The organism is Exiguobacterium sp. SH5S4 (genome assembly GCF_004337045.1).
GTDB lineage: Bacteria > Bacillota > Bacilli > Exiguobacteriales > Exiguobacteriaceae > Exiguobacterium > Exiguobacterium aurantiacum_A.
In genome coordinates, this window is the sequence record NZ_SJUQ01000006.1 from 62,098 (window position 1) to 87,201 (window position 25,104).

Consider the following 25,104-nt stretch of genomic DNA (forward strand, 5'->3'; position numbering starts at 1 on the left):
TTAGTCCTCTTTCCGATCGTTCAAATACGATTTGACCAACTCTTCGAGCAGTTCATCTCGCTCAATTTTGCGAATCAAGTTTCGCGCATCGTTATGACGCGGAATGTAGGCAGGGTCACCTGACAACAAGTATCCGACGATTTGATTGATCGGTTGGTAGCCTTTTTCCTCGAGTGCTTGATACACCGTGATCAGTGTCTCCCGAGTATTGGCTCGATTATCATCTTCTGGAAAATTGAATTGCATCGTGCGATCCATTTGGCTCACAAGAATCCACCTCTTTCCGTTTGCACTTCACATTCTATTATGCCAGTGATTGAACGTAATGTGAAGCAAACTTCAATGCTTCGTCCAGTTTTGTCGCATCACGACCTCCGGCTTGCGCCATATCAGGACGGCCGCCGCCGCCTCCACCGCAACGAGTCGCGACTTCTTTAATCAATTTCCCGGCGTGGAAACCGCGGTCGTTCAAGTCTTTTGTCACACCTGCGACGAGGTTGACCTTGTCGCCGTTCGCTGATCCGAGAATAATGACGGCTGATCCAAGTTTTCCTTTCAACTCGTCGACCATGCCCCGGAGCGCATCCATATCTTGTCCGTCGACACGTTTAGCGATCAATTGGACGTCGCCGTACGTCTCGATCGAATCTGTGAGCGTTGACGCCTCGATGTTCGCAAGTTTGGCTTTCAACGACTCGGTCGCCCGTTCCGTCTCTTTCATTTCAACTTGAAGCGCTTGGACGCGAGTAGGCACTTCGAACGGTTTCGTCTTCAACAGTTTCGCAGCCGCTTCAAGCGTCTCGATATGTTGGTTCATGACTTCATACGCGCCAGCGCCTGTGACTGCCTCGATCCGGCGAGTCCCGGCCCCGATACCTGACTCAGACAAAATTTTGAACAACCCGATTTCAGCCGTGTTGGCGACGTGGCAACCTCCGCATAGCTCGACCGAGTAATCACCGGCCGCGACGACGCGGACGACGTCCCCGTACTTCTCTCCGAACAGCGCCATCGCTCCCTTCGCTTTTGCGTCGGCGATGTTCATCTCTTCGATATCGACACTGATCGATGCCCAAATCTTCTCGTTCACTTGACGTTCGATCGACTGGAGTTCTTCCGCTGTCACTTGACCGAAGTGCGAGAAGTCGAAGCGGAGACGGTCCGGTGTCACGAGGGATCCGGCTTGATTGACGTGCTCACCGAGCGTGTCTTTCAAAGCGCGGTGCAACAAGTGCGTCGCCGTATGGTTCTTGATGATCGCTTGGCGCTCGTCTTTATCGACCGTAGCTGTCACCGCGACCTCAGCCTTGGCGATTCCTGAATCGACGACGACCGCATGCAAGTTTTGACCGTTCGGTGCTTTTGATACACCCGTGACGCGCAAGACGAAGTCCGTCCCGACGATTCGGCCTTTGTCACCGACTTGACCGCCGCTCTCGGCGTAGAACGGGGTGTGGTCAAGGATGACTTGCGCCTCTTCTCCTGCCGCGACGACGTCCGCAAGCTCGCCGTTATGAATCAAGCTGACGATTTTCGCTTCAGACTCAAGGTCCGTGTACCCGACGAATGATGACGGGAGCTTGATGTCAGCGAGGACACCGGATTGAATTTGCATCGACTCGACGTCAGCACGCGCCGTACGGGCCCGTTCACGTTGTGCGTTCATCGCTTGCTTAAATCCATCCTCATCGACCGTCAACTTGTGATCTTCTGCGTATTCGATCGTCAACTCGAGCGGGAAGCCGTACGTGTCGTATAGACGGAACGCGTCTTCTCCACTGATCACGTTCGATCCAGTTGCTTTTTGTGCTTTCGCGACTTCGTTCAAGATCGCAAGGCCGTCGTGAAGCGTCTCGTGGAAGCGCTCCTCTTCGTTCTTGATGACTTTTTTGATGAAGTCCTTTTTCTCACTCACTTCTGGATAGAAGTCGACCATGATGTCGCCGACGACGTCGACGAGTTCAAACATGAACGGACGTTCGATCCCAAGCATCTTCGCGTAACGGACGGCACGACGGAGCAGACGGCGCAACACGTAGCCGCGGCCTTCGTTTGACGGGAGTGCCCCGTCCCCGATCGCGAACGATACGGTCCGGATGTGGTCGGCGATGACTTTGAACGCCACGTCTTTACTGTTGTTAGCCCGGTACGTCTCACCGCTGATTTTTTCTGTCTCGCGAATGATCGGCATGAACAAGTCGGTGTCGAAGTTCGTCGGCACGTCTTGAAGCACACTCGCCATTCGCTCGAGTCCCATCCCTGTATCAATGTTTTTACGCGGGAGCTCGGTATAGTTACCGTGACCGTCATGGTTGAACTGGCTGAAGACGATGTTCCAAATTTCAAGGTAACGCTCGTTTTCGCCGCCTGGATAAAGTTCCGGGTCGGTCGGGTCGTCACCGAACGCCGGGCCGCGATCGAAGAAGATCTCCGTATTCGGGCCAGACGGGCCTTCGCCGATCTCCCAGAAGTTTTCTTTGAGCGGGATGATCCGGTCAGCAGGAACACCTAACTCGAGCCAAATTTGTTTCGCTTCCTCGTCGTCCGGGTGAATCGTTACCGACAAAAAGTCCGGGTCAAGCCCGTACCAGTCGTCGCTCGTGAGTAGTTCCCAACCCCATTTGATGGCGTCTTCGCGGAAATATTCACCGACCGAGAAGTTCCCGAGCATCTCGAAGAACGTATGGTGACGCGCCGTCTTCCCGACGTTCTCGATATCGTTCGTCCGAATCGACTTCTGGGCGTTGACGATACGCGGGTTTGCCGGAATGACGCGGCCGTCAAAATATTTTTTAAGCGTCGCGACGCCTGAGTTGATCCAAAGAAGTGTCGGGTCCTCGACCGGTACGAGTGAGGCACTCGGCTCGACCGCGTGTCCTTTTGACTTAAAGAAATCTAAATACATTTGGCGAATCTCGGCGCCAGTTAATGGTTTGAGCGGTTTCATCAACAATTCCTCCTTATTCTGAACGAAACGAAAAAAAAGCGATGCCCATCCCTGTGGAAAGGGACGAAAGCATCGCTTCGTGGTACCACCCTCGTTCGCACGGATTTACCGTGCCTCGAAACATCCGATAACGCGGATGAGACGCCCAGGGTGAGTGGGGACTCCAGACTAGCTTCGGTCGACCGACCCCCATCTTCTCACAGCCTAGGAAGATGTCTCTGGTGAGGCGGTTACGACGTACTCATTTCCTTCATCGTCTTTAATCGTTTCAGTTTTCTATTGGTCATTATCACATGTCAGAAACCAGACGTCAAGACTTGCCGCCAAGCCGTTCGACGAGTTTTGTCCGCCGCACCGGCTCTTCTTCCCGCGTCGCCGCCTCGAGCGCCCGGACGTCGCCGAACAAGAGCAAACTCTTCTTCGCCCGCGTGACGGCCGTATAGATCAAGTTGCGCGACGAGCGGAACCCGCCGTTGAAGAAGACGGGCATGAGTACGATCGGAAACTCGGAGCCTTGCGACTTATGGATCGTGATCGCATAGGCGTGGGTGAACTGGTCCCATTCGCTGCGGTTGTATTCGACCTCAGTCTGGTCGAAGCGGATGTAAATCTTATCGACTTTGTCGACGTTCTCTTTGGCGAAGAAGATGTTCGTGATCTCGCCGATGTCACCGTTATAGACGTTCTCTTCGGCGTTGTTGACGAGTTGGAGCACTTTGTCGCCGCTCCGGTACGTCCGATTGCCGTGTTTTACTTCCCTTGCCGCCGACTTCGGATTGAACACGTTTTGGAGCGCCTCGTTCAACCCATCGATGCCGCACACCCCCCGATACGTCGGGGCGAGCACTTGGATATCGAACGGCGAATAGCCTTTTCGCAGTGCGGCGCCGGCCATCTGACAGATCGCCTGCAGCGCCGTCTCTTGGTTCGCTGTATAGAAGCGGCGGTCCGGCAACGCCGCGAGCAAGTCGTCCGGCATTTGTTTCGCGTTGAGCGCGTGCGCCAGGCGCAGGATGCTCGATTCGGACGCCTGGCGATGGACGACGTCGAGCCGGACGACAGGGATGCCGCCGGTCGCCATCAAGTCGGCGAGCACTTGGCCCGGTCCGACCGACGGGAGTTGATCACGGTCACCGACGAACAAGATTTTCATCCCGTTCGGCACGGCCCGCAATAGGCTGCGGAACAAGAAGATATCGATCATCGACGCCTCGTCGACGATCAACACTTTGCCGACGAGCGGGTTCGTGTCATCGACTTGGAACGAGCTACCGTCAAACTTGAGCAACCGATGAATCGTCGAGGCCGGCAGCCCGGTCGATTCACTGAGCCGCTTGGCAGCGCGTCCGGTCGGTGCGGCGAGAACGAACGGGAACGGTTGGTTCGGTACCGGCTCGAGTTTCCAATCGAACACGTCGCTGAGCGCGTGGATGATGCCGCGGACGACGGTCGTCTTCCCTGTTCCCGGTCCGCCGGTGAGCACCATGAGCGGGGACTTCAAGGCGAGCTCGATCGCTTCGCGCTGTTGTTTGGCGTACTCGATCGAGAACATCTCCTCGACCCGGCCGACCGCATCAAAGATCGTCGTCATATCGACGTCTTCCGTCGTCGATGTCGACATGATCCGGGCCAGTTCTTCGGCTGCTTTGCGTTCAGCCCGGTAGATGCGCGGATGATAGACGACGCCGTCCTCGACGATGATCCGTTCGTCCTTGACGAGCGTCTCGAGCGCGCCGTTGAGCGCCTCGCCCGGGTCGCCGCCGATGATGCGCGGCATCTCGTTCGCGAGTTGATCGGCCGTGACGAACAAGTGTCCGTTCCCTTGCTCGAGTTCGAGCACATACAATACCGCCGCCGCGATCCGCTCCGGATGGATGCCTTGAATCCCGAAGTGGGCGGCGATGGCGTCGGCCGTCTTGAAGCCGATGCCTTGCACGTCATACATGAGCGCGTATGGATTCTTTTCAATCGTCTCCATGGCCCGACCTTCATACTCTTTATGAATCTTCGAGGCGAGTCGCGGTGTCACGTCGAACGGGGCTAAAAACAGCAACAGCTGGTCGACCCCATATAAGACGTTCAACCGCTCGGTGATGACGCGGGCTTGTTTTTCTTTCAACCCTTCGACTTTCGATAAGACATCGGGATGCTTGACGATCTGGTCGATACAATCGTCACCGAGCGTGTCCGCGATTTTTTGTGCCGTCTTTTGGCCGATCCCCGGAAACGATCCGTTCGTCAAAAAACGGACAGCAGCTCGCTTCGTCATCGGGACGACGCGGCGGATCCAATCCGCTTTCATCTGTTTGCCAAACCGTGGATGGTCGACGAGACGGCCGTGCGCTTTGTACGTCTCGCCTTTCTCAATGCCGACACCGACGCCGGCGATGACCATTTCGGTCTCGTCTGTCTCAAAATTTTTCTCTTTTATACGTACGAGCGCAATGGTATGCGCTTCTTCTTCCGATTGAAACAGGACGCGGATGACTTTTCCTGTCAACTCGTAAGGTGCTGCTATCATTCGAGCCACCTCCAGCTAGTTTTCCATTCCCCATTATAGCCCGAGTTCGAACGGTAGAACAAATCGACTAACTGAATAGATTCAAGATTTGCTCGAGTTGATCGAGATTGAGCCGCTCGAGCAGCCGAATCAATTGGTCGATATCGACCCGATTTAAGATGCGTTCGAGTTGTTCCAAGTCGACGGTCTCCAGCAACCGCTCGAATCGTTCGAGTTCACCTGAGTTGACGTATCCTTCGAGCCGGTCAAATAGCTCGGTCCGCTCGATGCGGAACAGCTGCTCGAGTGACGGTCGTTGAATGAAGAAGACGAGCCCGGCGGCCGCTACGTGGACACCCCAGTTGAGAACGACGTGACCGAGCCGTACCGTCTGTCCGACGAACGGGATGAGCGGGATGAACGAGAGTTGCAAGACGATGATGACGAGTTGAACGTACGGGTTCGGGATGAACCAGGCGGTGAGCGCGAGCAGTGCTGGGACGACCCACGCCACCCCGACCGTCCCGAGCGTCTTGGTCCACGACCGGTTTGATGACAACAGCCAATGCATGAGGATCCCGACGACGAGGAACGTCACAAACAATAACAAAAGCGTCGACGTCGCCCGCTCTGACTCGACGACGACCCGGTACAGCGCGTTGTTCGTCCACTCCCCGCTGGCAAGCCGTTCATCGACCGCTGTAAATAAACGTCCGAGCATGAACCATTCGACAATGAAAAATACGACGACACTAAATAAACTAAGTATGCGCATGATGTCTCCCCTTTCTAGCGTTCCCCTTCTTTTCCCCGAACCTGAAACAAGCTATGCACGTTTTTCGGTGAATCAAAGCGGGAACTGTCGAAGTGAAACCATGAAGGAGGAAACAATGATGACGAAACGGCTACCAATCAGTGGACTATGTGAACTCGTCTTAGAAGTGACCGACATGACGGAGGCAATCGATTTTTGGCACGGAAAGCTCGGTCTGCCGGTCGTCGAGCAATGGGTCGGCGATGACGCCGAACCGAGTGCGTCGCAAGAAGGGGCGAACGAACCATGGGCGACATGGCTGTACGTCGGCGGCAATACGCGGCTCGGTCTATGGCTGAAGCGTGACTTTACGACAGACGAGGAAGAAAATCGCCAGCAGCAAGTGACCGAATGGGACACACTGTATGACGAAGGCGGCACCCACGTCCATTGCGCCTTTTTCGTGCCGATGAACTCGTTCGATCAAGCGCTCGAGGTGCTCGAGGCGTCAGCGATCCCGACGAAGCTGCGGACGTGGGACGAGGACGAGACGGTCAACGGCAAAGAGCGCTCGGCCTACTTTAAAGACCCGAGCAAGAACGTCATCGAATTGTATACGAAAAATATGGACGAGGCGTACGGCGAGTTTGCCGGCGAACCGGTGAAGATCACGACGAAACAGCTATGATTCAAATTAAGTTGAAGTAAACCACGTGATAAGATGAGAGAAACTGGAAAAGGACGTGACTTATGAAAGCTGTCTCGCTTCTTACTGCGGCTTGCCTCGGCTTGTTGACGTATTTGCTTTACTTTGTGATTGATGCGTTTCCCACGCTCGATCGACCGACCTCTTTTTTCACACTTACCTTGTTATCATTCGTGGCGATATTCGTGATCTTGATCGACGGTGTGCGTAAGTCTAAATCGGGTGGCCCGGTCATGTGGAGCTATATCGCTCTCGCCTGCACACTCCTGCTCGCGGCTGGGAATCTTTTCATCTGGTTCATCGGACGATTGGCCATCTAGACAATTCGTACGTCAAAAAAGTGCCTTCGCATGTCGCGAAGGCACTTTTGTTTAGTGTCGATTCAATTCCCGAGCAACGCATCCATCTTCGCTTTCGCGTCACGCGCGAGCTCATGGTCCGGTTGCAGTTCGAGTACGCGTTCAAGTTCGGCGTACGTCTTGTCCTGCTCTCCGAGGAACGCATAGGCGATCGCCAAGTTGTAGCGGGCGTCGGTATGCGACGCATCCAAGTCGAGCGTGTCTTCGAGTGCTTCGACCGCCATGTCGAGCTGCTCGTTTTGCGCGAGCGCGAGACCGTATTGGAACGTGATCTCGACGTCTTCCGGCGCTTGCGCTTTCGCTTCACGAAGTCGCGGCAACGCGCGGACGAAGTCGCCCATCGCCTTGTACGTCAAGCCGAGCATAAAGTGCAAGTCTGCATCATTCATGCCGGAAAGGAGCGCTTGTCGAAGCGACGCTTCGGCCAAGTCGACTTGTTCGAGCTCATAGGCGAGCGCGCCTTTCGCGTAATGGGCCGCACCGAACGCACTGTCGAGTTCGAGCGCCTTGTCGTAAAAGACGACCGCCCGTTCATGGTCACCGATCGCTTGAAGCAGTGTGCCCATGTTGACGTAACCGGTCGGGTCCGTCGGGTTCGCCTCGATGGCGTCGTTGAAATGTTTGGCCGCTTGTTCAAATTCACCTTGCTGCATCGCTTGGATGCCTTGTTCGTTTGCGTTCACTGTCATCACCTCATCCGATATAGTCGAGTTGTTTCCCGTTAATATACGCTTTGTCGATCGTCGCCCCGCCTAGACAGATATCGCCGTCATAAAAGACGACGGCTTGTCCTGGCGTGATGGCACGTTGTGGCTCATCAAATTTGACGAGTACTTCGCCACCTTCGAGCGGCGCGATCGTTACCGGCACGTCTTGTTGACGATAGCGGAACTTCGCCGTCGCCCGGAATTCCGCCTCAGGAGCCGAGCCGGTCCACGATAATTGTGACGCGAAGAGCTCGTCTGAATAGAGCGCGTCGTGATGGAAGCCTTGGCCGACGTAGAGGATGTTCTTCTCGACGTCTTTCCCGACGACGAACCACGGCTCTCCGTCTCCACCGATGCCGAGACCATGCCGCTGACCGAGCGTGTAATACATGAGCCCGTCGTGGCGTCCTTTCACAACCCCGTCGAGCGTCTGCATCTCACCTGGTTGTGACGGCAAATATTGACCGAGGAACTCTTTGAAGTTCCGTTCACCGATGAAGCAGATGCCGGTCGAATCTTTCTTCTTCGCCGTCGCGAGTCCAGCAGTCTCGGCGATGACACGGACGTCTTTTTTGTCCATGTGCCCGATCGGGAACATCGTCCGCGCGAGTTGGTCTTGCGACAATTGGTTCAAGAAGTACGTTTGATCCTTGTTGTCATCTTTCCCACGCAACAGGCGGTGCTCGCCGTCGACGAACTCGACGCGGGCGTAATGCCCTGTCGCGACGAAGTCGGCCCCGAGTCGGAGCGCATGATCAAGGAACGCCTTAAACTTGATCTCTTTGTTACACATGACGTCCGGGTTTGGCGTCCGCCCGAGGCGATACTCGGCTAAGAAATATTCAAAGACGCGGTCCCAATATTCTTTCTCGAAGTTGACCGCGTAGTACGGGATCCCGATTTGGTTGGCGACCGCGATGACGTCCTCATAGTCTTCTGTCGCCGTGCAGAATCCAGACTCATCCGTATCATCCCAGTTTTTCATAAAGATCCCGATGACGTTATACCCTTGCTCTTTTAACAGATGGGCCGTCACCGAAGAATCGACGCCGCCTGACATCCCGACGACGACCGTCGTGTCTCCAGGGGCTTTTGTTCGTAAGTTCATCTATCTCACTCCGTTCATAAATGTCGAGACGACCTCATGTAGTCGTTCGGCGAGCCGTGTCACGTCATCGACCGTGTTGCCCAGTCCAAAACTGATGCGGACCGATTGTTTCGTCCGGTCAGATTGACCGTACATGGCCGTCAGCACGTGCGACGGCTCAATCGTTCCAGCCGTGCAGGCACTGCCGCTCGAAATGGCATAACCACGCATATCCATCATGATCAGGAACGGCTCAAGCTCGATGCCCGGCAGGTACAAGTTGACGATGTGCGGCAAGCGGTTCGCCCCGTTCACTTCGTACTCGACGCCAAGTTCATCAAGCGTGTGTAGCAACGTGTCAGCCATCTCTCGGTAAGCTGTCACCCGCTCGTTCCGTTCGGCCATGACCAGTTCGGCCGCTCGGCTAAATCCGACGGCACCCGGAACGTTTTCCGTGCCGGCTCGACGTTTCCGTTCTTGTTGTCCTCCAAAAGAACGCGTCGCTAATTTTACACCTGTTTTTATAAAAAGAAAACCGATACCTTTCGGACCGTTCACTTTATGTGCCGACGCCGACAACAAGTCGACGCCGAGCGCGTGCACGTCGATCGTTTCTGTGCCGAGCGCCTGGACCGCGTCCGTATGGAACAACGTATCCCGGTCGGCTAGCAAGCCCCCGATGTCAGCAATCGGTTGGATTGTCCCGACCTCGTTATTGCCGTACATGACCGAGACGAGGATCGTATCGTCACGGAGCGCGTCTTTGAGCGCAGCGACCGATACGGCACCGGACTCGTCGACGTCTAAGTACGTCACGTCGAACCCTTCACGCTCGAGTTGCTCCATCGCATGCAAGACGGCGTGGTGCTCGACTTTCGTCGTGATCACATGCTTCCCTTTGTGTTGGTTCGCATAAGCCGCGCCGAACAAGGCGTAATTGTCTGACTCGGTCCCGCCCGACGTGAAGACGATCTCGTTTGGCGTCGCACCGATCCATGTCGCGAGCGTCCGGCGTGACGCGTCGAGTGCCGCCCGAGCTTTCCGGCCGACACCATGTATGCTCGACGGATTGCCGTACTGCTCTAAAAAATAGGGAGTCATCGTCTCGAGCACCTCAGGACGCATCGGCGTCGTGGCCGCGTGGTCAAAATAGTTCATATCCGTTCACCTCATCATTAAATATAGAACATGTAGCCTTCTGAATCTTCTTCCGCGAGATCGGCGAGTGTCGTTTCTTCTAACACCGTCTCGATCGCCGCTTTGATCTTGTCCCAAAGTTTTCGCTTCACGGCGTCGTCCGTCTCCGAGTCTTCGACGATCGTCAGCGGGCCTTCGAGCAATCGAATGATCTCACCGGCCGTGATGTCGCGCGGTGCTTTGACGAGCTGATAACCGCCGTAGGCACCGCGGACACTTTTGACGAGACCGCCGTTACGGAGCGGGCCGATCAATTGTTCCAAGTAATGTTCTGGCAGTTCATGGCGCGCCGCGATTTTCTTCAAACTGAGCGGTTTGCTGTCCGTCTCACGGGCAAGCGCGATCATGATCGTTAAACCATAACGGCCTTTAGTAGATATTTTCATATTGGTTTCTCCTTCTGTTATACTGTTCGAACAAACGTTTGTCGAAAGGAACGTGTCCGTATGAGTGATTTATTTCAACAATCGAATAGCGGGCCGCTCGCCAACCGGATGCGCCCGGAGACATTAGACGAAGTCATCGGTCAACGCCACATCATCGGTGAAGGCAAGCTGTTGCGCCGCGCCATCGAGGCCGACCGGCTCGGCACCATTATTCTTTATGGTCCGCCCGGCACTGGCAAGACGACGCTCGCTCGCGTCATTTCAAACTATACGAAAGCGACGTTTGTTCAATTGAACGCCGTCACGGCAAAACTAGATGAGCTGCGGAGCGTCATCCGTGCAGCCGAATCTCGTTTTGATTTCGAGCAAGAGCGGACGATTTTATTTTTAGACGAGATCCATCGTTTCAATAAACTGCAACAAGATGCGTTGCTCCCGGCGCTAGAGGCCGGCAAGCTCGTCTTGATCGGGGCGACGACCGAAAATCCAAGTTTCGAGGTCAATGCGGCGCTATTGTCGCGCGCGACCGTGTTTCGGCTCGAGCCGCCTGGACAAGACGAGCTCCGGGTCGTGCTTGAGCGTGCGCTCGCCGACAAGAAAGGGCTCGGCAACTACCCGGTTGAAATCGAAGACGCGGCCGTTGACCATTATATCAAAATGGCGGACGGTGACTACCGTGTCTTGTTGAACGCGCTCGAACTGGCCGTCTTGACGACGCCGGAAGTCGACGGCAAGATCCAAATCACGCTCGACGTCGCCGAAGAGTCGATCCAACAAAAAGCCATCAAATACGATAAGACGGGCGACCGACACTATGACGTCATCTCGGCGTTCATCAAGTCGATCCGCGGCTCGGACCCGGACGCCGCCCTGTACTGGCTCGCCGTCATGATCGAGGCGGGCGAATCGCCGCGCTTTATCATGCGCCGGCTGTACGTTCACGCGGCCGAAGATATCGGTCTCAGTGACCCGAACGCGCTCGTCATCGTCGACGCGGCCGCACGGGCGAGCGAACATATCGGGTTCCCGGAGGCACGCATCCCGATGGCCGAGGCCGTCCTCTATCTGGCGACGGCACCGAAGTCGAACGCCGTCATCACCGCGATCGACAAGGCGATCCATCACGTCCGGACGGTCGAAGGTGGTCCCGTCCCGGTCCATCTCCGTGACGCGCATAGCCCTGGGGCACGCGAGCTCGGTAATGGCGCCGGCTACAAATATCCACATGACGAGAAAGACGGGTACGTCCCGCAAAACTACTGGCCGGAAAACTTGGCCCGGAAACGTCCTAAATATTATACACCGACGAGCCGTGGCTTCGAGCAACAACTCCAAAAACGGCTCGACTATTGGGAAAAACGACGCTGACTCTTCCAGAGTCGGCGTCGTTTTCTCAGTTCTGGATGCGATTGATCTCGACACCAGCCGTCTCGAGCATTTGATTGACGACGTACCCGGCGGCGACGAGTCCTGCGACCGACGGCACGAACGCGTTCGAGCTCGGTGGCATCTTCGCTTTACGGATCGGGGCGTCTTTCTTACCGACGACCTCGTTCACGTCCTCGCGCGTCACGATCGGTGACTCGTCCGAGAACACGACCGGCACGCCTTTATAGATGTTATGTTTACGCAAACGCGTCCGCACCATCTTCGCGATCGGATCGTATGACGTGTCTTTAATGTCGATGACTTGAATCCGGGTCGGGTCCATCTTGTTGGCCATCCCCATGCTCGAGATGACCGGGATACCGCGACGTTTACACTCGACGATCAAATGGATCTTATAGATGATCGTATCTGACGCGTCGATGACGAAATCGACGTTTTGAGCGAAGAACTCTTCGAACGTCTCTTCGGTATAAAACATCTTCAACTGGACGAGTTCGACGTCCGGATTGATGTCGAGCAGACGCGCCCCCATCGCCTCGACTTTCGGTTGTCCGACTGTCGACAAGAGCGCGTGGATTTGACGATTGACGTTCGTGATGTCAATATCGTCCTTGTCGACGAGCACGATCCGACCGACCCCGCTCCGGGCAAGCGCTTCGGCCGCGAACGAGCCGACACCGCCGACGCCAAGAATGGCGACCGTCTTCCCTTTCAACGTTTCAATACCTTCTTGACCGATAGCCAACTCATTACGTGAAAACTGGTGTAACATAAGCTTCCTCCAAATTAATACTATTTTTTCACACTATTTTACTCGGAATTATAATCAAAAAAAAGACGTCTAGCGACGTTTTTACAATAAAATCGATGGGGCCCGGAGTGCCGTGACGATGCCCTGCTTTTGAACCTGCTTAAGCAGGTGGGTGATCTAGCGTCCCCTTCACAAGTCCTCCTGCACGTGATGAGGCAGTTGATCCGGCTGGCAGTTCGATCTCCCGTATTCAAAGTGTTGGCTCAAAATAACGAAGGCGGCTCTCGTACACCTCAGGTATCCCATCTGTTGTCCTTACTATAGCACTACCTGTAAAAAGAAGTCAATCAGAAACCACGATTTCTAGTGACGGTTTCGTCACATCCACGTGTCACGAAACGCACGCGTCGGGTCATACGTATCTTGTTGGCGTGAGACGTTGAAACGCCGGTCGCGTGAATCGTTGCCGACACCGGCCTGATACGCCCAATTGCCATAATTGCTGGCGACGTCATAGTCGATGAGCATCGCTTCGAAGTAGGCCGCACCATAGCGCCAATCTTGTCCGAGCTCTTTGGCGAAGTAGCTCGCGACGATTTGCCGGCCCCGGTTCGACATCCATCCCGTCGTGTTCAATTCGCGCATGAACGCGTCGACGAACGCGACGCCCGTCTCGCCTTTCTGCCACCGATGAATCACGTCCTCGTCCACTTTCCACGCCTTGTCCTTCGAACGTATCCCTTGGCGACGGAACAACCGCTTCCCTTGCTCGAGCGCGATCCATTGGAAAAACTCGCGCCACAACAGTTCAAAATAGAGCCAATATGTCGACTCGTTCGCCCCGTGCTGTCGTTCATGAAGCTCTAGTTCATGGAGCACACGCCGCGGCGAGAGCGACCCGTTGGCAAGAAAAGCCGACAACTTGGATGAGTCGTCGACCCCAAAGCCGTTCCGCGTCTCTTTATACGTACGGACGGGACCTGCCAAATAGTCGCTCAGACGTTTCCGCCCCGACGTCTCGCCGCCTTGAAACGGGAATGCGGACCGGGTGTCAAGCGTCGGACGCTCGAACGGGACAGGAAACGGGAGCGGACGCGACTGACCTGTACTCGTCCGCTCGATCAGCTGTTCAGGACGGGCATCGTCCTCGACCGCTTTTCGGAACTCGGTGAACAAAAACGGCATCTTTTTAAACGGGATTTCGGTGCGTGGATACAGTGTGAATCCGTCGAACGATTGCCACTCCCCTTGCCAACGTGCGATGACGTCTTTTTCAAGCAAGCGTTCGTTCAATCCGATCGACCGTTGAAACAACAGCCGGTCTGTCGGGTCGAGGATGTCGAGCGGATGACCGACATGGATATGGAGCGGGATCCCAAGCGCGTCGAGCGATCCGGCCAAGTCTTCTAGCGACTCTTTTAAAAATTGAAGCCGTCTGGCCCCGAGCGGGATGACGCCGAACTGATTTTCGTTCAGCTCGTCCTCCCTTATAAAGTAATGCCCCTCGATCGCTTCATCATGTTTTTGCGCCTCTTCGAGCGGCCGATGGTCATCGATTCGTAAATCGTTCTGATACCAAATAATCGTCTTCATATTCTTCGCCTCCTGGCTCTATTATGCGTGATGCATCTGCCATCAATCGTGTCGAACCTGTTCGAAATATGTTTTCATTTCCGCAACGTGTGGAATATAACTCTTTAGAGAAGAGAAAGGGGTGCAACAATATGGCTAGAAAAGGAAAATTCGGTACACTCATCAAAGTCGCGACGGCGGTCGCTCCGTTCGTCTACAATTATTATAAAAAGAACAAAGCAAAAAAAGCAGAAACACCTAAAAAATAATCAATGACGTCTCAGCCAAGCTGAGGCGTTTTTTTCTTGCCTTGAAACCAATTATGATATGATGATGGAACATTTTAGGGAATCGAGGCGACTAACATGCAGGCGGTATGGATACAGTCTTTACGAATCAGTTTGAAGTGGGCGTTGTTCATGGGTGGTTTGTTCCTGCTCGCTCTCGGATCGTCGATGATGATCACGGCCGACCTCGGCGTCTCGACGTGGGACGTGCTCCATCTCGGGCTCGCCCGGCACACGCCGCTCTCGGTCGGGACGATCATCCTCCTCGTCGGCCTGTGGCTCGTCTTATGCAAGTACATATTGGACCGCATCCGACCCCAGTTCGGGACGCTCGTCAACGCCGTCTTCGTCGGCGTGTTCATGAACTTGATCCTCGACCACCACTTGCTGCCGACGCTCGACGGCACCGCACTCAATATCGCCTGGCTCGTCCTCGGCATCTTCGTCATCGGCATGGGCGCCGGTCTTTATGTCGCCATCGGTTACGGCGCCGGCCCGCGTGACGGACTGACGCTCGCCTTGGCCGACCGTTTCAATACGTCGGTCCGCATGATGCGGACGTGGATGGAGCTTTCCGCTTGCTTGATCGGCTGGGTGCTCGGCGGTCCTGTCTTTTTCGGGACGGTGCTGTCGATTTTCTTGATCGGTCCGTTCTTCCAGTTTTGGCTCGAACAGTTTCGCCGGCTCGTCTCGGTCATCGACCGGGCGAAAGCTGATATCGCCTGAATTTAAGAGAGGAAATCGGACTCAAGGGGTCCGATTTCCTCTCTTTGCTGTTACGGGACGAGGACGATCTTACCGACCTTGCCTTGCTGTTTGAAATACGTTTGCGCCGCCCGGGCCTCTTCTAACGGGAATGTGCGGTCGACGACAGGCTTGATTTGACCGCTCGAAATCGCTTGGAGCATCGCTTTGAATTCCGCTCGTGTCCCGAGCACCGATCCATACATCGTAATGTGCTTCAAGTAGAGCGTACGGAAATCGAGATCGGTCCGTTGTCCCCCGGCCGATCCGGATATGCAAAACTTACCGCCGTTCTTCAATACATCGAGCGACGTTGCGAACAACGCATCCCCGACGACGTCGAGCACGGCATCGACCGGTCCACCGTTCGCTGCTAAAATCTCGTCCGCGAGCGTCTTCGACCGATAGGAAACGACGTGGCTCGCCCCGAGCGCTTTCAGTTTCGGTGCGTCTTTCAAATCGCCTATGATGGCGATGACGTTCGCTCCGAACACGTGCGCTGCAATCTGCACGTTCAACGAGCCGACACCGCCGCTCGCACCGGTGACGACGACCGTCTCACCAGGACGGATTTGAATTTGCTCGTTCATGTGCCACGCCGTCAACCCGCTCACCGAGAAGACGGCGCTGTCGACGAAACTGTCGAGCGGCATGTCATAACAAAGCTCGGCCGGCCAGACGACATATTCCGCATAACCACCGTCATATTCCGAGCCGATGAACGACATGTCGGGAGCGATATGCTCCGCACCGTCCGCCCCACTCGACGTGAACGGGAACAAGACGACACGCCGGCCGATCATCCCTTCATCCACTTGATTCCCGACCCCGACAATTTCTCCGGTAATATCTGATCCTGGAATCCGGGGAAACTGGACTCCCTCCGGACGCCAGCCCGACTCCTGATCCGTCCCGTACGCCCCTTCTCGCATCCATATCTCCGTATTGTTGATGCCGCACGCCTGTACGCGAACGAGCACCTCATCGTCTTTCGGTGTCGGGACCGGAACGTCGACGACCTGTAATTGATCGACGTCACCGTATCCGATAACTTGAACTGCTTTCATCAATTCATTTCCTCCTCACACATACACTGATGCTTGTTTATACCCATTTTACGCAAAACAGCCACCAAGACTTGAATCACTGGTGGCTGCCCGACTAGTTAGAGCTGCTGCCGTCTGAGCAGCCCGGCGAAGACGCCGCCTTTGGCACTCAACTCGTCGTGCGTGCCGTCCTCGACGATGCCGTCGGCGGTGACGACGAGGATGCGGTCGGCATTCTTCACGGTCGCAAGACGGTGCGCGATGATGAGCGTCGTCCGGTCGGCCGCGAGTTCCGTAAGCGACTCTTGGATGATCGCTTCCGTCTCGGTGTCGAGGGCGGACGTCGCTTCATCTAAGATCAAGACCGGCGGGTTTTTCAAGAACATGCGGGCGATGGCGATCCGTTGTTTCTGTCCGCCCGACAGTTTCAGTCCCCGCTCTCCGATCTGCGTGTCGAGCCCGTGCTCGAGTTCGTCGACGAGCGAATTCAAATGTGCCTTCTCGACCGCGTGCATGACTTCCGCGTCGCTCGCCTCGAGCTTGCCGTAGGCGATGTTCTCGCGAAGTGTCCCGGCGAACAAGAACACGTCCTGCTGCACGATCCCGATCTGGCGACGCAGACTCTCTTTCGTCATGTCACGGATGTCGATCCCGTCGATCGTGATGGCCCCAGCCGTCACGTCATAAAAGCGTGGGATGAGCGAGCAGATCGTCGTCTTGCCGGCACCGCTCGTCCCGACGAGGGCGACCGTCGACCCGGTCGTGATGTCGAGGTCGATATGCGTCAACACTTCTCGGTAGTCCGAGTAGCCGAACGAGACATCGTGGAAAGCGATGTTCCCTTTCAGTGAACTGACCTCGACCGCATCCGGACGGTTCTCGATGTCCGGTGCCTCATCGATCAGTTCTGTGAACCGTTTGAAGCCGGCCATCCCTTTCGGATACATCTCGAGGAGCGCCGTGATCTTCTCGACCGGTTTGATGAGCAAGTTCATATACAAGATGAAACCGACGAGCTCACCGTATGTCAATTCGTTTTCATACGTCAAGTACGCCCCGTAGACGAGGACGAGCAACGTCATGAGCCGTGTCGTGATATAGATCCCGGCGAGCGACTTACTCATGACCCGATACGCTTCGATCTTCGAACCGCGATAGAAGTTGTTGTCTTGTTGGAACCGGTTGATCTCGAACGTCTCGTTCGTGAACGACTGGACGACACGCGCGCCAGAGACGCTGTCTTCGACGCGGGCGTTCACTTCACTGATGTTGCCGTACATCTTTTGCCACGCCTTGTTCATGTTTTTATTGGCGTACGTGATCATGATGACGAGGAACGGAACGGCGATGACCGTCACGAGCGCAAGTTGCGGATTGATCGAGAACATGATCCCGAACGCGCCGAGCAACGTCATGATGGCGATGAAGAAGTCTTCCGGGCCGTGGTGTGCCACTTCGCCGATGTCGAACAAGTCGTTCGTGACCCGGCTCATCAAGTGACCGGTCTTATGGTTGTCGAAGAAGCGGAACGATTGCTTATGGATGTGCGTGAACAGTTCTTCGCGCATATCAGTCTCGATATTGATCCCGAGCTTATGTCCCCAATAGTTGACGACGTACTGCATCATCATGGCGAGTATGTACAGAATAAGCAAACCGATACTGATGATAATGATCCAGTTCCATTCCCCGCCTGGTAACAGAACGTCGATGAACCATTTCACTGCGAGCGGGAACCCGAGCTCGAGCAGGCCGACGAGGAGGGCGAACGTGAAATCAAGGATGAATAACTTCTTATGTGGACGGTAATAACTAAAAAAACGTGAGATCATTTCCTTTCCCCCTTCTAAACAAATAGTTTACGCTTTTTTGCAGGAAGTGGAAAATGGGAAGCACGTCTTTTTCAATCTTTTTTCAGACGATGTATAATGGACGTAAGGAGTGATAACAATGAACGTACAGATTACAGACCGCGCGAACGAGCGCATTAACGCCTTAAAAGGCGACCGTGACGGACAGATGCATTTGTTTTATGAGACGGAAGGCTGCGGTTGCGGCAATAGCGGCATCTTCGAGATCCGTTACGTGACCGAGACGACACCGGAAGACGTCGAGATCGACTCGAACGTCGGGCCAATCCTCATCAAGAACTGGACGAAAGTGTTTCTCGATGAGGACATGATCATCGACTTTCGCGACGACAAACGGTCGCTCGTCTTGAAGAGCAACGGCCAAGTGTTCAACTCGAACCTGCTCGTGACCGACGGGACCGGTTGCCAGCTGAACGTGCCGAGCGCATGAAACAAGCGCTCCAGGAGCACCCGAAGTTGATGCTTTGGTTCCTCCTCAGCTTCGGCCTCGGTTTGTTCGGTATCTATCTCGCTTTCACGGACTCCGTCTATACGATGACGGCCGTGATCGCATCGCTGTTCGCTTTCGGGTTCGCGCTTCAACGGACCGCAAAAAAGATGGAACAGCAGAATGACTAAAAAGGAGGTTCGCCGCGGCGAACCTCCTTTCGTTTATCCTTGTTTCTTCTCTTTCACCGCTGTCCGGATTGACAACTCTTCGAGTTGCGCGTCCGCGACCGGGCTTGGTGCTTGCGTCAATAGACAGCTCGCCGACGCCGTTTTCGGGAAGGCGATCGTGTCACGGAGGTTCGAACGACCCGCGAGGATCATGACGAGGCGGTCGAGACCGAGCGCGATACCCGCGTGCGGCGGTGTGCCGTATTCGAACGCTTCGAGCAAGAAGCCGAACTGGTCGACCGCTTCTTCTTCTGTGAAGCCGAGCAGTTTGAACATGCGCTCTTGAATGTCACGTTCATAAATCCGCTGCGATCCGCCACCGAGCTCATAACCGTTCAAGACGAGGTCATAGGCGAGCGCGCGCACGCTTGCTGGGTCCGTCTCGAGAAGATGGAGGTCGTCACGGTTTGGCATCGTGAACGGGTGGTGGTTGGCGTAGAAGCGGCCGTCTTCTTCTTCGAACGTGACGAGCGGGAAGTCCGTCACCCAAAGGAAGTTGAACTTCGACTCGTCGATGAGACCGAGCTCATGACCGAGCTTGACGCGAAGAGCGCCGAGGCTGTCGGCGACGACAGTTGGTTTTGCCGCCACGAACAAGAGCAGGTCGCCCGCTTCCGCGTTCGTCGCTTCAATCAACTTCTGTGCGTACGTCTCGTCGAAGAACTTCGCGATCGGTCCATTCAAGCCTTCAGCCGTCACTTTAAGCCAAGCGAGGCCTTTCGCGCCGTAGACGGCCGTGAACTCTTGAAGCTTGTCGATGTCTTTACGCGAGAACTTGTCGGCCTCGCCTTTGACGTTGATCGCTTTGACGTGTCCGTTCGACTCGAGCGCCATATCGAACACTTTGAAGCCTGCGCCTGTGACAGCGTCGGCGACGTCGATGAGTTCGAGACCGAAACGTGTGTCCGGCTTATCCGAACCGAAGCGACGCATCGCTTCCTCGTGCGTCATCCGCTCGAACTTGGACGGTGTGTCGGTGCGACCGAGCGTCGCTTCCATCACTTGCCCCATCATCGCTTCCATCATCGCCATCAAGTCTTCGACGTCCATGAAGCTCGTCTCGATGTCGACTTGTGTGAATTCCGGTTGACGGTCGGCCCGGAGGTCTTCGTCACGGAAACAGCGGGCGATTTGGAAGTAACGGTCGAACCCAGCGACCATGAGCAACTGTTTGAACAGCTGCGGTGATTGTGGGAGCGCGTAGAACTCGCCACCGTGGACACGGCTCGGGACGAGATAGTCACGGGCGCCTTCCGGTGTCGACTTCGTCAAGATCGGCGTCTCGACTTCGAGGAACTCTTCTTCTGTCAAGAAGTTACGGATCGTGTTCGACGCCTTCGAGCGGAGACGGAACGTCTCTTGGAGTGCCGGACGACGCAGGTCGAGGTAACGGTATTTGAGGCGAAGGTCTTCTGAGACGTTTTCCGCTTCGTCGCCGATCGGGATCGGTGTCATCTTCGCCGCGTTCAAGATGTTGATCTCTGAAGCGATGACTTCGATGTTCCCTGTCGGCATGTTCGGGTTTTTGTTTTCACGTTCGAGGACGGTCCCTTTGATGTCTAAGACGTACTCGCTACGGATTGATTCCGCGAGCTTGTGCACCGCTTCGTTCTCAGGGCGCACGACGACTTGGACGATGCCTGTGCGGTCACGAAGGTCGATGAAGATGAGTCCTCCGAGGTCGCGTCGTTTTTGAACCCAACCTTTCAATTGTACTTCTTGGCCGATCAGTGACTCTGTCACGCGGCCGTTCATATGTGTGCGTCCGATCATTGTCCTGCTCCTTCCGATAGTTCACGAATTTTGTCTGCGACGGCCGAGAGCGGCACGTCGACTTGTTCTCCAGTTGCCATGACTTTGAGCGAGGCCGAGCCGCGTTCGACTTCATCGTCTCCGAGGATGACGGTGAATGCCGCATTTAAGCGGTCGGCTTGTTTGAATTGTCCTTTGAACTTACGTCCGAGGTAATCGCGGTCGGCTTTGAACCCTTCCATGCGGAGGAGTTGCAACAGGCGCGTCGCCGTCGTCTCGACGTCTTTTCCGCCTTGGGCGACGACGAAGACATCAAGCCCGGTCGCAAGCTCAGGGAGCACGTTCTCGTTCTCGAGCGCGAGGATGAGCCGTTCAAGCCCGATCCCGAAGCCGATACCTGGCATATCCGGACCGCCGATATCTTGGACGAGACCGTTGTAGCGTCCACCGCCGCAAAGCGTCGTGATAGCGCCGAAACCTTCTGCTTCCGACATGATCTCAAACGCCGTGTGCGTGTAGTAATCGAGGCCACGGACGAGTGTCGGGTCGACAACGTATGCGACACCGAGCGCGTCCAAGTGCTCGAGCACTTTGTCGAAATACGCTTTCGACTCTTCGTTCAAAAAGTCGAGGATCGACGGTGCCGACTTCATCGCCGGGTGATCGCGATCGACTTTACAGTCGAGGACGCGGAGCGGGTTTTGGTGCAGGCGCGTCTGACAGTCTTGGCATAGTTCGTCTTGGACCGGCTCGAAGTGACGGATGAGCGCTTCGCGGTGGGCGTTGCGGCTTTCCGCGTCACCGAGCGAGTTGACGACGACTTTGATTTTTTGTAAGCCGAACGATTTGTAGATCGTGTAGGCGAGGCTGATCACTTCGGCGTCGACGGCCGGGTCACTGCTGCCGATCGCCTCGACACCGTACTGGTGCAATTGGCGGAAACGGCCTTTTTGCGGACGCTCGTAACGGAACATCGGTCCCATGTAGTACAGCTTTGTCGGTTGATCGGGACTGCCGAACAGTTTGTTCGTGACGAAAGCGCGAACGACCGAGGCCGTCCCTTCCGGACGGAGCGTGTACTCGTCCTTGCCTTTTTTGACGAGCGTGAACATCTCTTTTTGGACGATGTCCGTCGTCTCGCCGACGCTGCGTGTGAACAGGTCCGTCGTTTCAAAAATCGGTGTGCGAATCTCTTTATAGTTGTAGCGGGCACTAATGTCGCGTAACTTGTCTTCGACATACTGCCACGTCTCGACCGTGCCTGGGAGCAGGTCTTGTGTACCGCGTGGTGCTTTCATCAAAATTCCCTCCTTAGAATACAAAAAGGCCCTCGTCCGCAAAGGGACGAGAGCCTGTTAAAGTTTCCCGTGGTACCACCCTCGTTGCAGAGCCAAAATCGATACTCTGCCACTCGAAATCGGTTAACGCCCGATGAAACGGCTTCCCCTACTAAACGTTCAAGGAAGCACCTCCAAAGTGTCGTTCGGGTCATCATCCAGTCGATGCTTTCAGCCTCGGCATCGCTCTCTTTGCTGGTGGGGTGACCGTACTTCTCTTTATCATAGGTGTTAGGTTATATGGTTCATGATGCCGAATTTTGGCGCCTTCTGTCAAGCGTTTTTTTCGAGCATGAGCGTGACCGGACCGTCGTTGACGAGCCCGACGTCCATCATCGCCCCGAACTTTCCGGTCTCGACGACGAGTCCGTGCGTCCGCAAACGGTCGTTGAACTGTTCGTAAAGACGTTCGGCGATGTCGGGTTTCGCCGCCTGCGTGAACGCGGGACGGCGGCCTTTCGACGTATCGCCGTACAGCGTGAACTGCGACACTGACAACACTTTGCCGGCGACGTCTTGAATCGACAAGTTCATCTTCTCGTCCGCGTCTTCGAACACACGGAGCCCCGCCACTTTATCGGCGAGCCAGTTCACTTCCTGCTCGGTATCCTCATGGGTCACCCCGACGAGAAGCAGATAGCCGGCGTCGATTTGTCCGACCGTCTGTTCATCGACTTTGACAGATGCTTCCTTCACTCGTTGCAACAATACACGCACTTAAAATCTTCCTTTCGTCACGTCATCATGACTCGGCTGACCGAGTATACGTCCGAGATCTGTTTGATCCGGTCGACGACTTTTTGCAAATGGTTCACGTTCGGAATCGAGATCGTCATCGAGATGCGGGCTTGTTTGTTTTGGTCCCCACGCCCGCTGACGGCGATGATGTTCGTGTTCGTCGCTGAGACGGCTTGGAGCACGTCGTTCAACAGTCCCGACCGGTCATAACCGGTGATCTCGATATCGACGTTGTAGTTCTTCTCTTTCGCCTGGCCCGCTTCCCACTCGACGGTCAAGAGGCGTTCCGGGTGTTGCTCGTTGATGATGTTCAAGCAGTCTTTCCGGTGGATCGAGACGCCGCGACCGCGGGTGATATATCCGACGATTTCGTCGCCCGGCACCGGGTTACAGCACCGGCTCATCCGGATGAGCATATTGTCGATCCCTTTGACCGAGACGCCGGCCTCGGCCGTCTTCTTCTTCGGTGACTGGCTGACTTTTAGTTCGTTGATCGCGTCAGACAGTTCGAGTTTCGGCTCTTTCCGTTGCTTCTCCGTCAACTTGTGCGCGACTTGGGCCGCGGTGATGCCGTGATAGCCGACGGCGGCGTACATCTCTTCTTCGTTCCCGAAGTTGAACTTCTCGACGACGATGCTGATCGACTGGTCATCGATGACTTCTTTCGGTTCGAAGCCGAGCTTCTTGATCTCGACATCGACGAGTTCTTTGCCTTTCTCGACGTTCTCTTCACGTTGTTGGCGTTTGAACCATTGGCGGATCTTATTCTTCGCCTGACTCGAGACGGCGAGTTTGAGCCAGTCCTTGCTCGGTCCATAACTATGTTTCGACGTGATGATCTCGATGATGTCACCCGTCTCGAGTTTATGGTCGAGCGGCACCATGCGTCCGTTCACTTTCGCACCGGTCATCCGATGACCGATCTCGGTATGGATGCGGTACGCATAGTCGATCGGGACCGAGCCTTTCGGCAACTCAAACACGTCACCTTTCGGCGTAAAGACGTACAACATGTCGCTGAAGAAGTCGACTTTGAGCGACTCCATGAACTCTTCGGCGTCGGTCGTATCTTTTTGCAGCTCTAAAATTTCACGAAGATGGGCGATCTTTTCATCGAACCCGTTCGTCGCGACGTTTTTGCCTTCTTTATAAGCCCAGTGCGCGGCAATCCCGAACTCGGCGATGAAGTGCATGTCCTTCGTCCGGATCTGCACCTCGAGCGGCTCACCCTTCGGTCCGATCACCGTCGTGTGAAGCGATTGATACATGTTCGGTTTCGGCATGGCGATATAGTCCTTGAAACGACCCGGCATCGGCTTGTACTGCGTATGAATGATCCCGAGGACAGCGTAGCAATCACGGATCGAATCGACGATGATCCGGACCGCCATCAAGTCGTAAATTTCATTGAACTCTTTATTATGTTTCACGATCTTATTGTAAATCGAGTAAATATGTTTCGGTCGACCGTTGACATCGGCTTCAATACTCACTTCATCGAGCACGGCGTTCACTTCAGTGATGACCGACGTGACGAGCGCTTCACGCTCTGTCCGTTTCTGTTTCATCATCGAGACGATCTTATAGTATTGCTGCGGGTTGATATAGCGTAACGAAATATCTTCGAGCTCCCACTTGATCGTCGAGATCCCCATTCGGTGCGCGAGCGGCGCAAAGATTTCAAGCGTCTCCTCGGCTTTTTGGACTTGCTTCTCTTTTGGCATATGCTGCAACGTCCGCATGTTGTGCAAGCGGTCGGCGAGTTTGATCAAGATGACACGCACGTCTTCAGCCATCGCGATAATCATCTTACGGTGATTCTCCGCGAGTTCTTCTTTCTTCGACTTATATTTGATCTTCCCGAGCTTCGTCACACCATCGACAAGCATGGCGACTTCAACCCCAAATTCGTCAGTCAGTTCTTTGAGCGTGACATCCGTGTCCTCGACAACGTCGTGCAACAAGGCACCGACAATCGTCGTCGCATCTAAGCCGATGTCGACGAGAATACCGGCCACTTGTACCGGGTGCAGGATGTAGGGTTCACCTGAACGTCTGAACTGACCGGTATGATGAAGTTTTGCGTATTCGTAAGCGCGTTTCACTTCGGCAACATCATGCTCATCCATATACTTCCCGAGCGCGTCGAGAAGATCCTCAATACTTACGATTTGTTTTTTGGTCATAACATTCGACACCCTTTTTCTTACCGCTCCCAACGTCTCGGATTCGTCGCAGCATGGTAGTAGTTTGCGTTCAAGTTGTTCTATTTTTTATTACCATTATCAAAAAAATCTGACGACCTGTCAAAGGTTGT

22 protein-coding genes, 1 other RNA gene and 1 other annotated feature are annotated in these 25,104 nt (G+C 55.0%); of the genes, 6 read left to right on the forward strand and 17 right to left on the reverse strand.

Features of this window, described 5'->3' with window-relative positions; translation table 11 throughout:
• The 4 genes from EVJ32_RS05535 to EVJ32_RS05550 all read right to left on the reverse strand — a co-directional run bounded on the left by EVJ32_RS05535 (position 1) and on the right by EVJ32_RS05550 (position 6,222).
• A complete protein-coding gene (locus EVJ32_RS05535) occupies positions 1–267 on the reverse strand; it encodes an IreB family regulatory phosphoprotein (protein WP_035386073.1) in 267 nt (88 codons plus the stop codon).
• A 37-nt stretch (positions 268–304) separates the two neighbouring features.
• Entirely contained in the window at positions 305–2,947 is a 2,643-nt protein-coding gene (gene alaS / locus EVJ32_RS05540) for an alanine--tRNA ligase (RefSeq protein WP_131457323.1), read from the reverse strand.
• A 310-nt stretch (positions 2,948–3,257) separates the two neighbouring features.
• Positions 3,258–5,468 carry an SF1B family DNA helicase RecD2 gene (recD2, locus tag EVJ32_RS05545; RefSeq protein ID WP_201738310.1) on the reverse strand — a complete coding sequence of 737 codons (2,211 nt, stop codon included), beginning with the start codon at positions 5,466–5,468 and terminating at the stop codon, positions 3,258–3,260.
• Between the two features lie 67 nt (positions 5,469–5,535).
• Entirely contained in the window at positions 5,536–6,222 is a 687-nt protein-coding gene (locus EVJ32_RS05550) for a magnesium and cobalt transport protein CorA (RefSeq protein ID WP_131457325.1), read from the reverse strand.
• 118 nt (positions 6,223–6,340) lie between these two features.
• On the opposite strand from EVJ32_RS05550, the gene EVJ32_RS05555 reads away from it, so the two are divergent.
• Positions 6,341–6,889 carry a VOC family protein gene (locus tag EVJ32_RS05555; RefSeq protein ID WP_236639485.1) on the forward strand — a complete coding sequence of 183 codons (549 nt, stop codon included), beginning with the start codon at positions 6,341–6,343 and terminating at the stop codon, positions 6,887–6,889.
• A 62-nt stretch (positions 6,890–6,951) separates the two neighbouring features.
• On the forward strand, positions 6,952–7,227 hold the full coding sequence (locus EVJ32_RS05560) for a hypothetical protein (RefSeq protein ID WP_131457329.1): 276 nt from the start codon (positions 6,952–6,954) through the stop codon (positions 7,225–7,227).
• 62 nt (positions 7,228–7,289) lie between these two features.
• On the opposite strand, the gene EVJ32_RS05565 is transcribed toward EVJ32_RS05560, so the two are convergent.
• From EVJ32_RS05565 to cymR, 4 genes are read right to left on the reverse strand one after another with little or no spacing between them, the layout of a single operon-like run.
• On the reverse strand, positions 7,290–7,955 hold the full coding sequence (locus EVJ32_RS05565; protein ID WP_201740685.1) for a tetratricopeptide repeat protein: 666 nt from the start codon (positions 7,953–7,955) through the stop codon (positions 7,290–7,292).
• Positions 7,956–7,959: 4 nt separating this feature from the next.
• Positions 7,960–9,081, reverse strand: a complete 1,122-nt coding sequence (mnmA, locus tag EVJ32_RS05570) for a tRNA 2-thiouridine(34) synthase MnmA (RefSeq protein ID WP_131457333.1) — start codon at positions 9,079–9,081, stop codon at positions 7,960–7,962.
• The gene (locus EVJ32_RS05575; RefSeq protein WP_131457335.1) at positions 9,082–10,218 is read right to left on the reverse strand and encodes a cysteine desulfurase family protein; all 1,137 of its coding nucleotides are present in this window, start codon (positions 10,216–10,218) and stop codon (positions 9,082–9,084) included. It abuts the gene before it with no gap.
• A 17-nt stretch (positions 10,219–10,235) separates the two neighbouring features.
• Positions 10,236–10,643 carry a cysteine metabolism transcriptional regulator CymR gene (gene cymR / locus EVJ32_RS05580; RefSeq protein WP_070327658.1) on the reverse strand — a complete coding sequence of 136 codons (408 nt, stop codon included), beginning with the start codon at positions 10,641–10,643 and terminating at the stop codon, positions 10,236–10,238.
• 60 nt (positions 10,644–10,703) lie between these two features.
• Between cymR and EVJ32_RS05585 the strand changes: the two genes are divergently transcribed.
• On the forward strand, positions 10,704–12,011 hold the full coding sequence (locus EVJ32_RS05585) for a replication-associated recombination protein A (protein ID WP_131457337.1): 1,308 nt from the start codon (positions 10,704–10,706) through the stop codon (positions 12,009–12,011).
• Positions 12,012–12,036: 25 nt separating this feature from the next.
• Here EVJ32_RS05585 and EVJ32_RS05590 read toward each other — a convergent pair whose 3' ends face one another.
• The 3 genes from EVJ32_RS05590 to EVJ32_RS05600 all read right to left on the reverse strand — a co-directional run bounded on the left by EVJ32_RS05590 (position 12,037) and on the right by EVJ32_RS05600 (position 14,376).
• Entirely contained in the window at positions 12,037–12,804 is a 768-nt protein-coding gene (locus tag EVJ32_RS05590) for a tRNA threonylcarbamoyladenosine dehydratase (protein ID WP_131457339.1), read from the reverse strand.
• A gap of 95 nt (positions 12,805–12,899) precedes the next feature.
• A non-coding RNA gene (ssrS, locus tag EVJ32_RS05595) (6S RNA) lies at positions 12,900–13,086 on the reverse strand.
• A gap of 75 nt (positions 13,087–13,161) precedes the next feature.
• Complete coding sequence (locus EVJ32_RS05600; RefSeq protein WP_131457341.1) at positions 13,162–14,376, reverse strand: DASH family cryptochrome; 1,215 nt, start codon at positions 14,374–14,376, stop codon at positions 13,162–13,164.
• 344 nt (positions 14,377–14,720) lie between these two features.
• Here EVJ32_RS05600 and EVJ32_RS05605 point away from each other — a divergent pair, with 344 nt between their 5' ends.
• Positions 14,721–15,368 carry a YczE/YyaS/YitT family protein gene (locus EVJ32_RS05605; protein WP_131457343.1) on the forward strand — a complete coding sequence of 216 codons (648 nt, stop codon included), beginning with the start codon at positions 14,721–14,723 and terminating at the stop codon, positions 15,366–15,368.
• 50 nt (positions 15,369–15,418) lie between these two features.
• Here the strand turns inward: EVJ32_RS05605 and EVJ32_RS05610 are convergent, their stop codons facing one another.
• Together EVJ32_RS05610 and EVJ32_RS05615 are read right to left on the reverse strand one after the other, a co-directional pair.
• Positions 15,419–16,453: a zinc-binding dehydrogenase gene (locus EVJ32_RS05610; protein WP_131457346.1), complete on the reverse strand. Its 1,035-nt coding sequence runs from the start codon at positions 16,451–16,453 to the stop codon at positions 15,419–15,421.
• A gap of 98 nt (positions 16,454–16,551) precedes the next feature.
• Positions 16,552–18,264 (reverse strand): ABC transporter ATP-binding protein, encoded by a 1,713-nt coding sequence (locus tag EVJ32_RS05615; protein WP_131457348.1) that lies wholly within the window; start codon positions 18,262–18,264, stop codon positions 16,552–16,554.
• Positions 18,265–18,382: 118 nt separating this feature from the next.
• Here EVJ32_RS05615 and EVJ32_RS05620 point away from each other — a divergent pair, with 118 nt between their 5' ends.
• Both EVJ32_RS05620 and EVJ32_RS05625 read left to right on the forward strand, forming a co-directional pair.
• On the forward strand, positions 18,383–18,733 hold the full coding sequence (locus tag EVJ32_RS05620; protein WP_131457351.1) for an iron-sulfur cluster biosynthesis family protein: 351 nt from the start codon (positions 18,383–18,385) through the stop codon (positions 18,731–18,733).
• A complete protein-coding gene (locus EVJ32_RS05625; RefSeq protein WP_070327666.1) occupies positions 18,730–18,921 on the forward strand; it encodes a hypothetical protein in 192 nt (63 codons plus the stop codon). Before EVJ32_RS05620 ends, EVJ32_RS05625 begins: the two co-directional genes overlap by 4 nt.
• A 33-nt stretch (positions 18,922–18,954) precedes the next feature.
• Here EVJ32_RS05625 and aspS read toward each other — a convergent pair whose 3' ends face one another.
• From aspS to EVJ32_RS05645, 4 genes are all read right to left on the reverse strand, one after another.
• Positions 18,955–20,733 carry an aspartate--tRNA ligase gene (gene aspS / locus EVJ32_RS05630; protein WP_131457353.1) on the reverse strand — a complete coding sequence of 593 codons (1,779 nt, stop codon included), beginning with the start codon at positions 20,731–20,733 and terminating at the stop codon, positions 18,955–18,957.
• Positions 20,730–22,010, reverse strand: a complete 1,281-nt coding sequence (gene hisS / locus EVJ32_RS05635) for a histidine--tRNA ligase (protein ID WP_131443437.1) — start codon at positions 22,008–22,010, stop codon at positions 20,730–20,732. The genes aspS and hisS overlap by 4 nt, the downstream gene beginning before the upstream one ends.
• A gap of 39 nt (positions 22,011–22,049) precedes the next feature.
• Positions 22,050–22,284: a binding site (T-box leader), on the reverse strand.
• 38 nt (positions 22,285–22,322) lie between these two features.
• Positions 22,323–22,766, reverse strand: a complete 444-nt coding sequence (gene dtd / locus EVJ32_RS05640; protein ID WP_131457355.1) for a D-aminoacyl-tRNA deacylase — start codon at positions 22,764–22,766, stop codon at positions 22,323–22,325.
• 17 nt (positions 22,767–22,783) lie between these two features.
• Positions 22,784–24,973, reverse strand: coding sequence for a RelA/SpoT family protein (locus EVJ32_RS05645; RefSeq protein WP_131457357.1), 2,190 nt, complete (start codon positions 24,971–24,973; stop codon positions 22,784–22,786).
• Positions 24,974–25,104 lie beyond the last annotated feature (131 nt).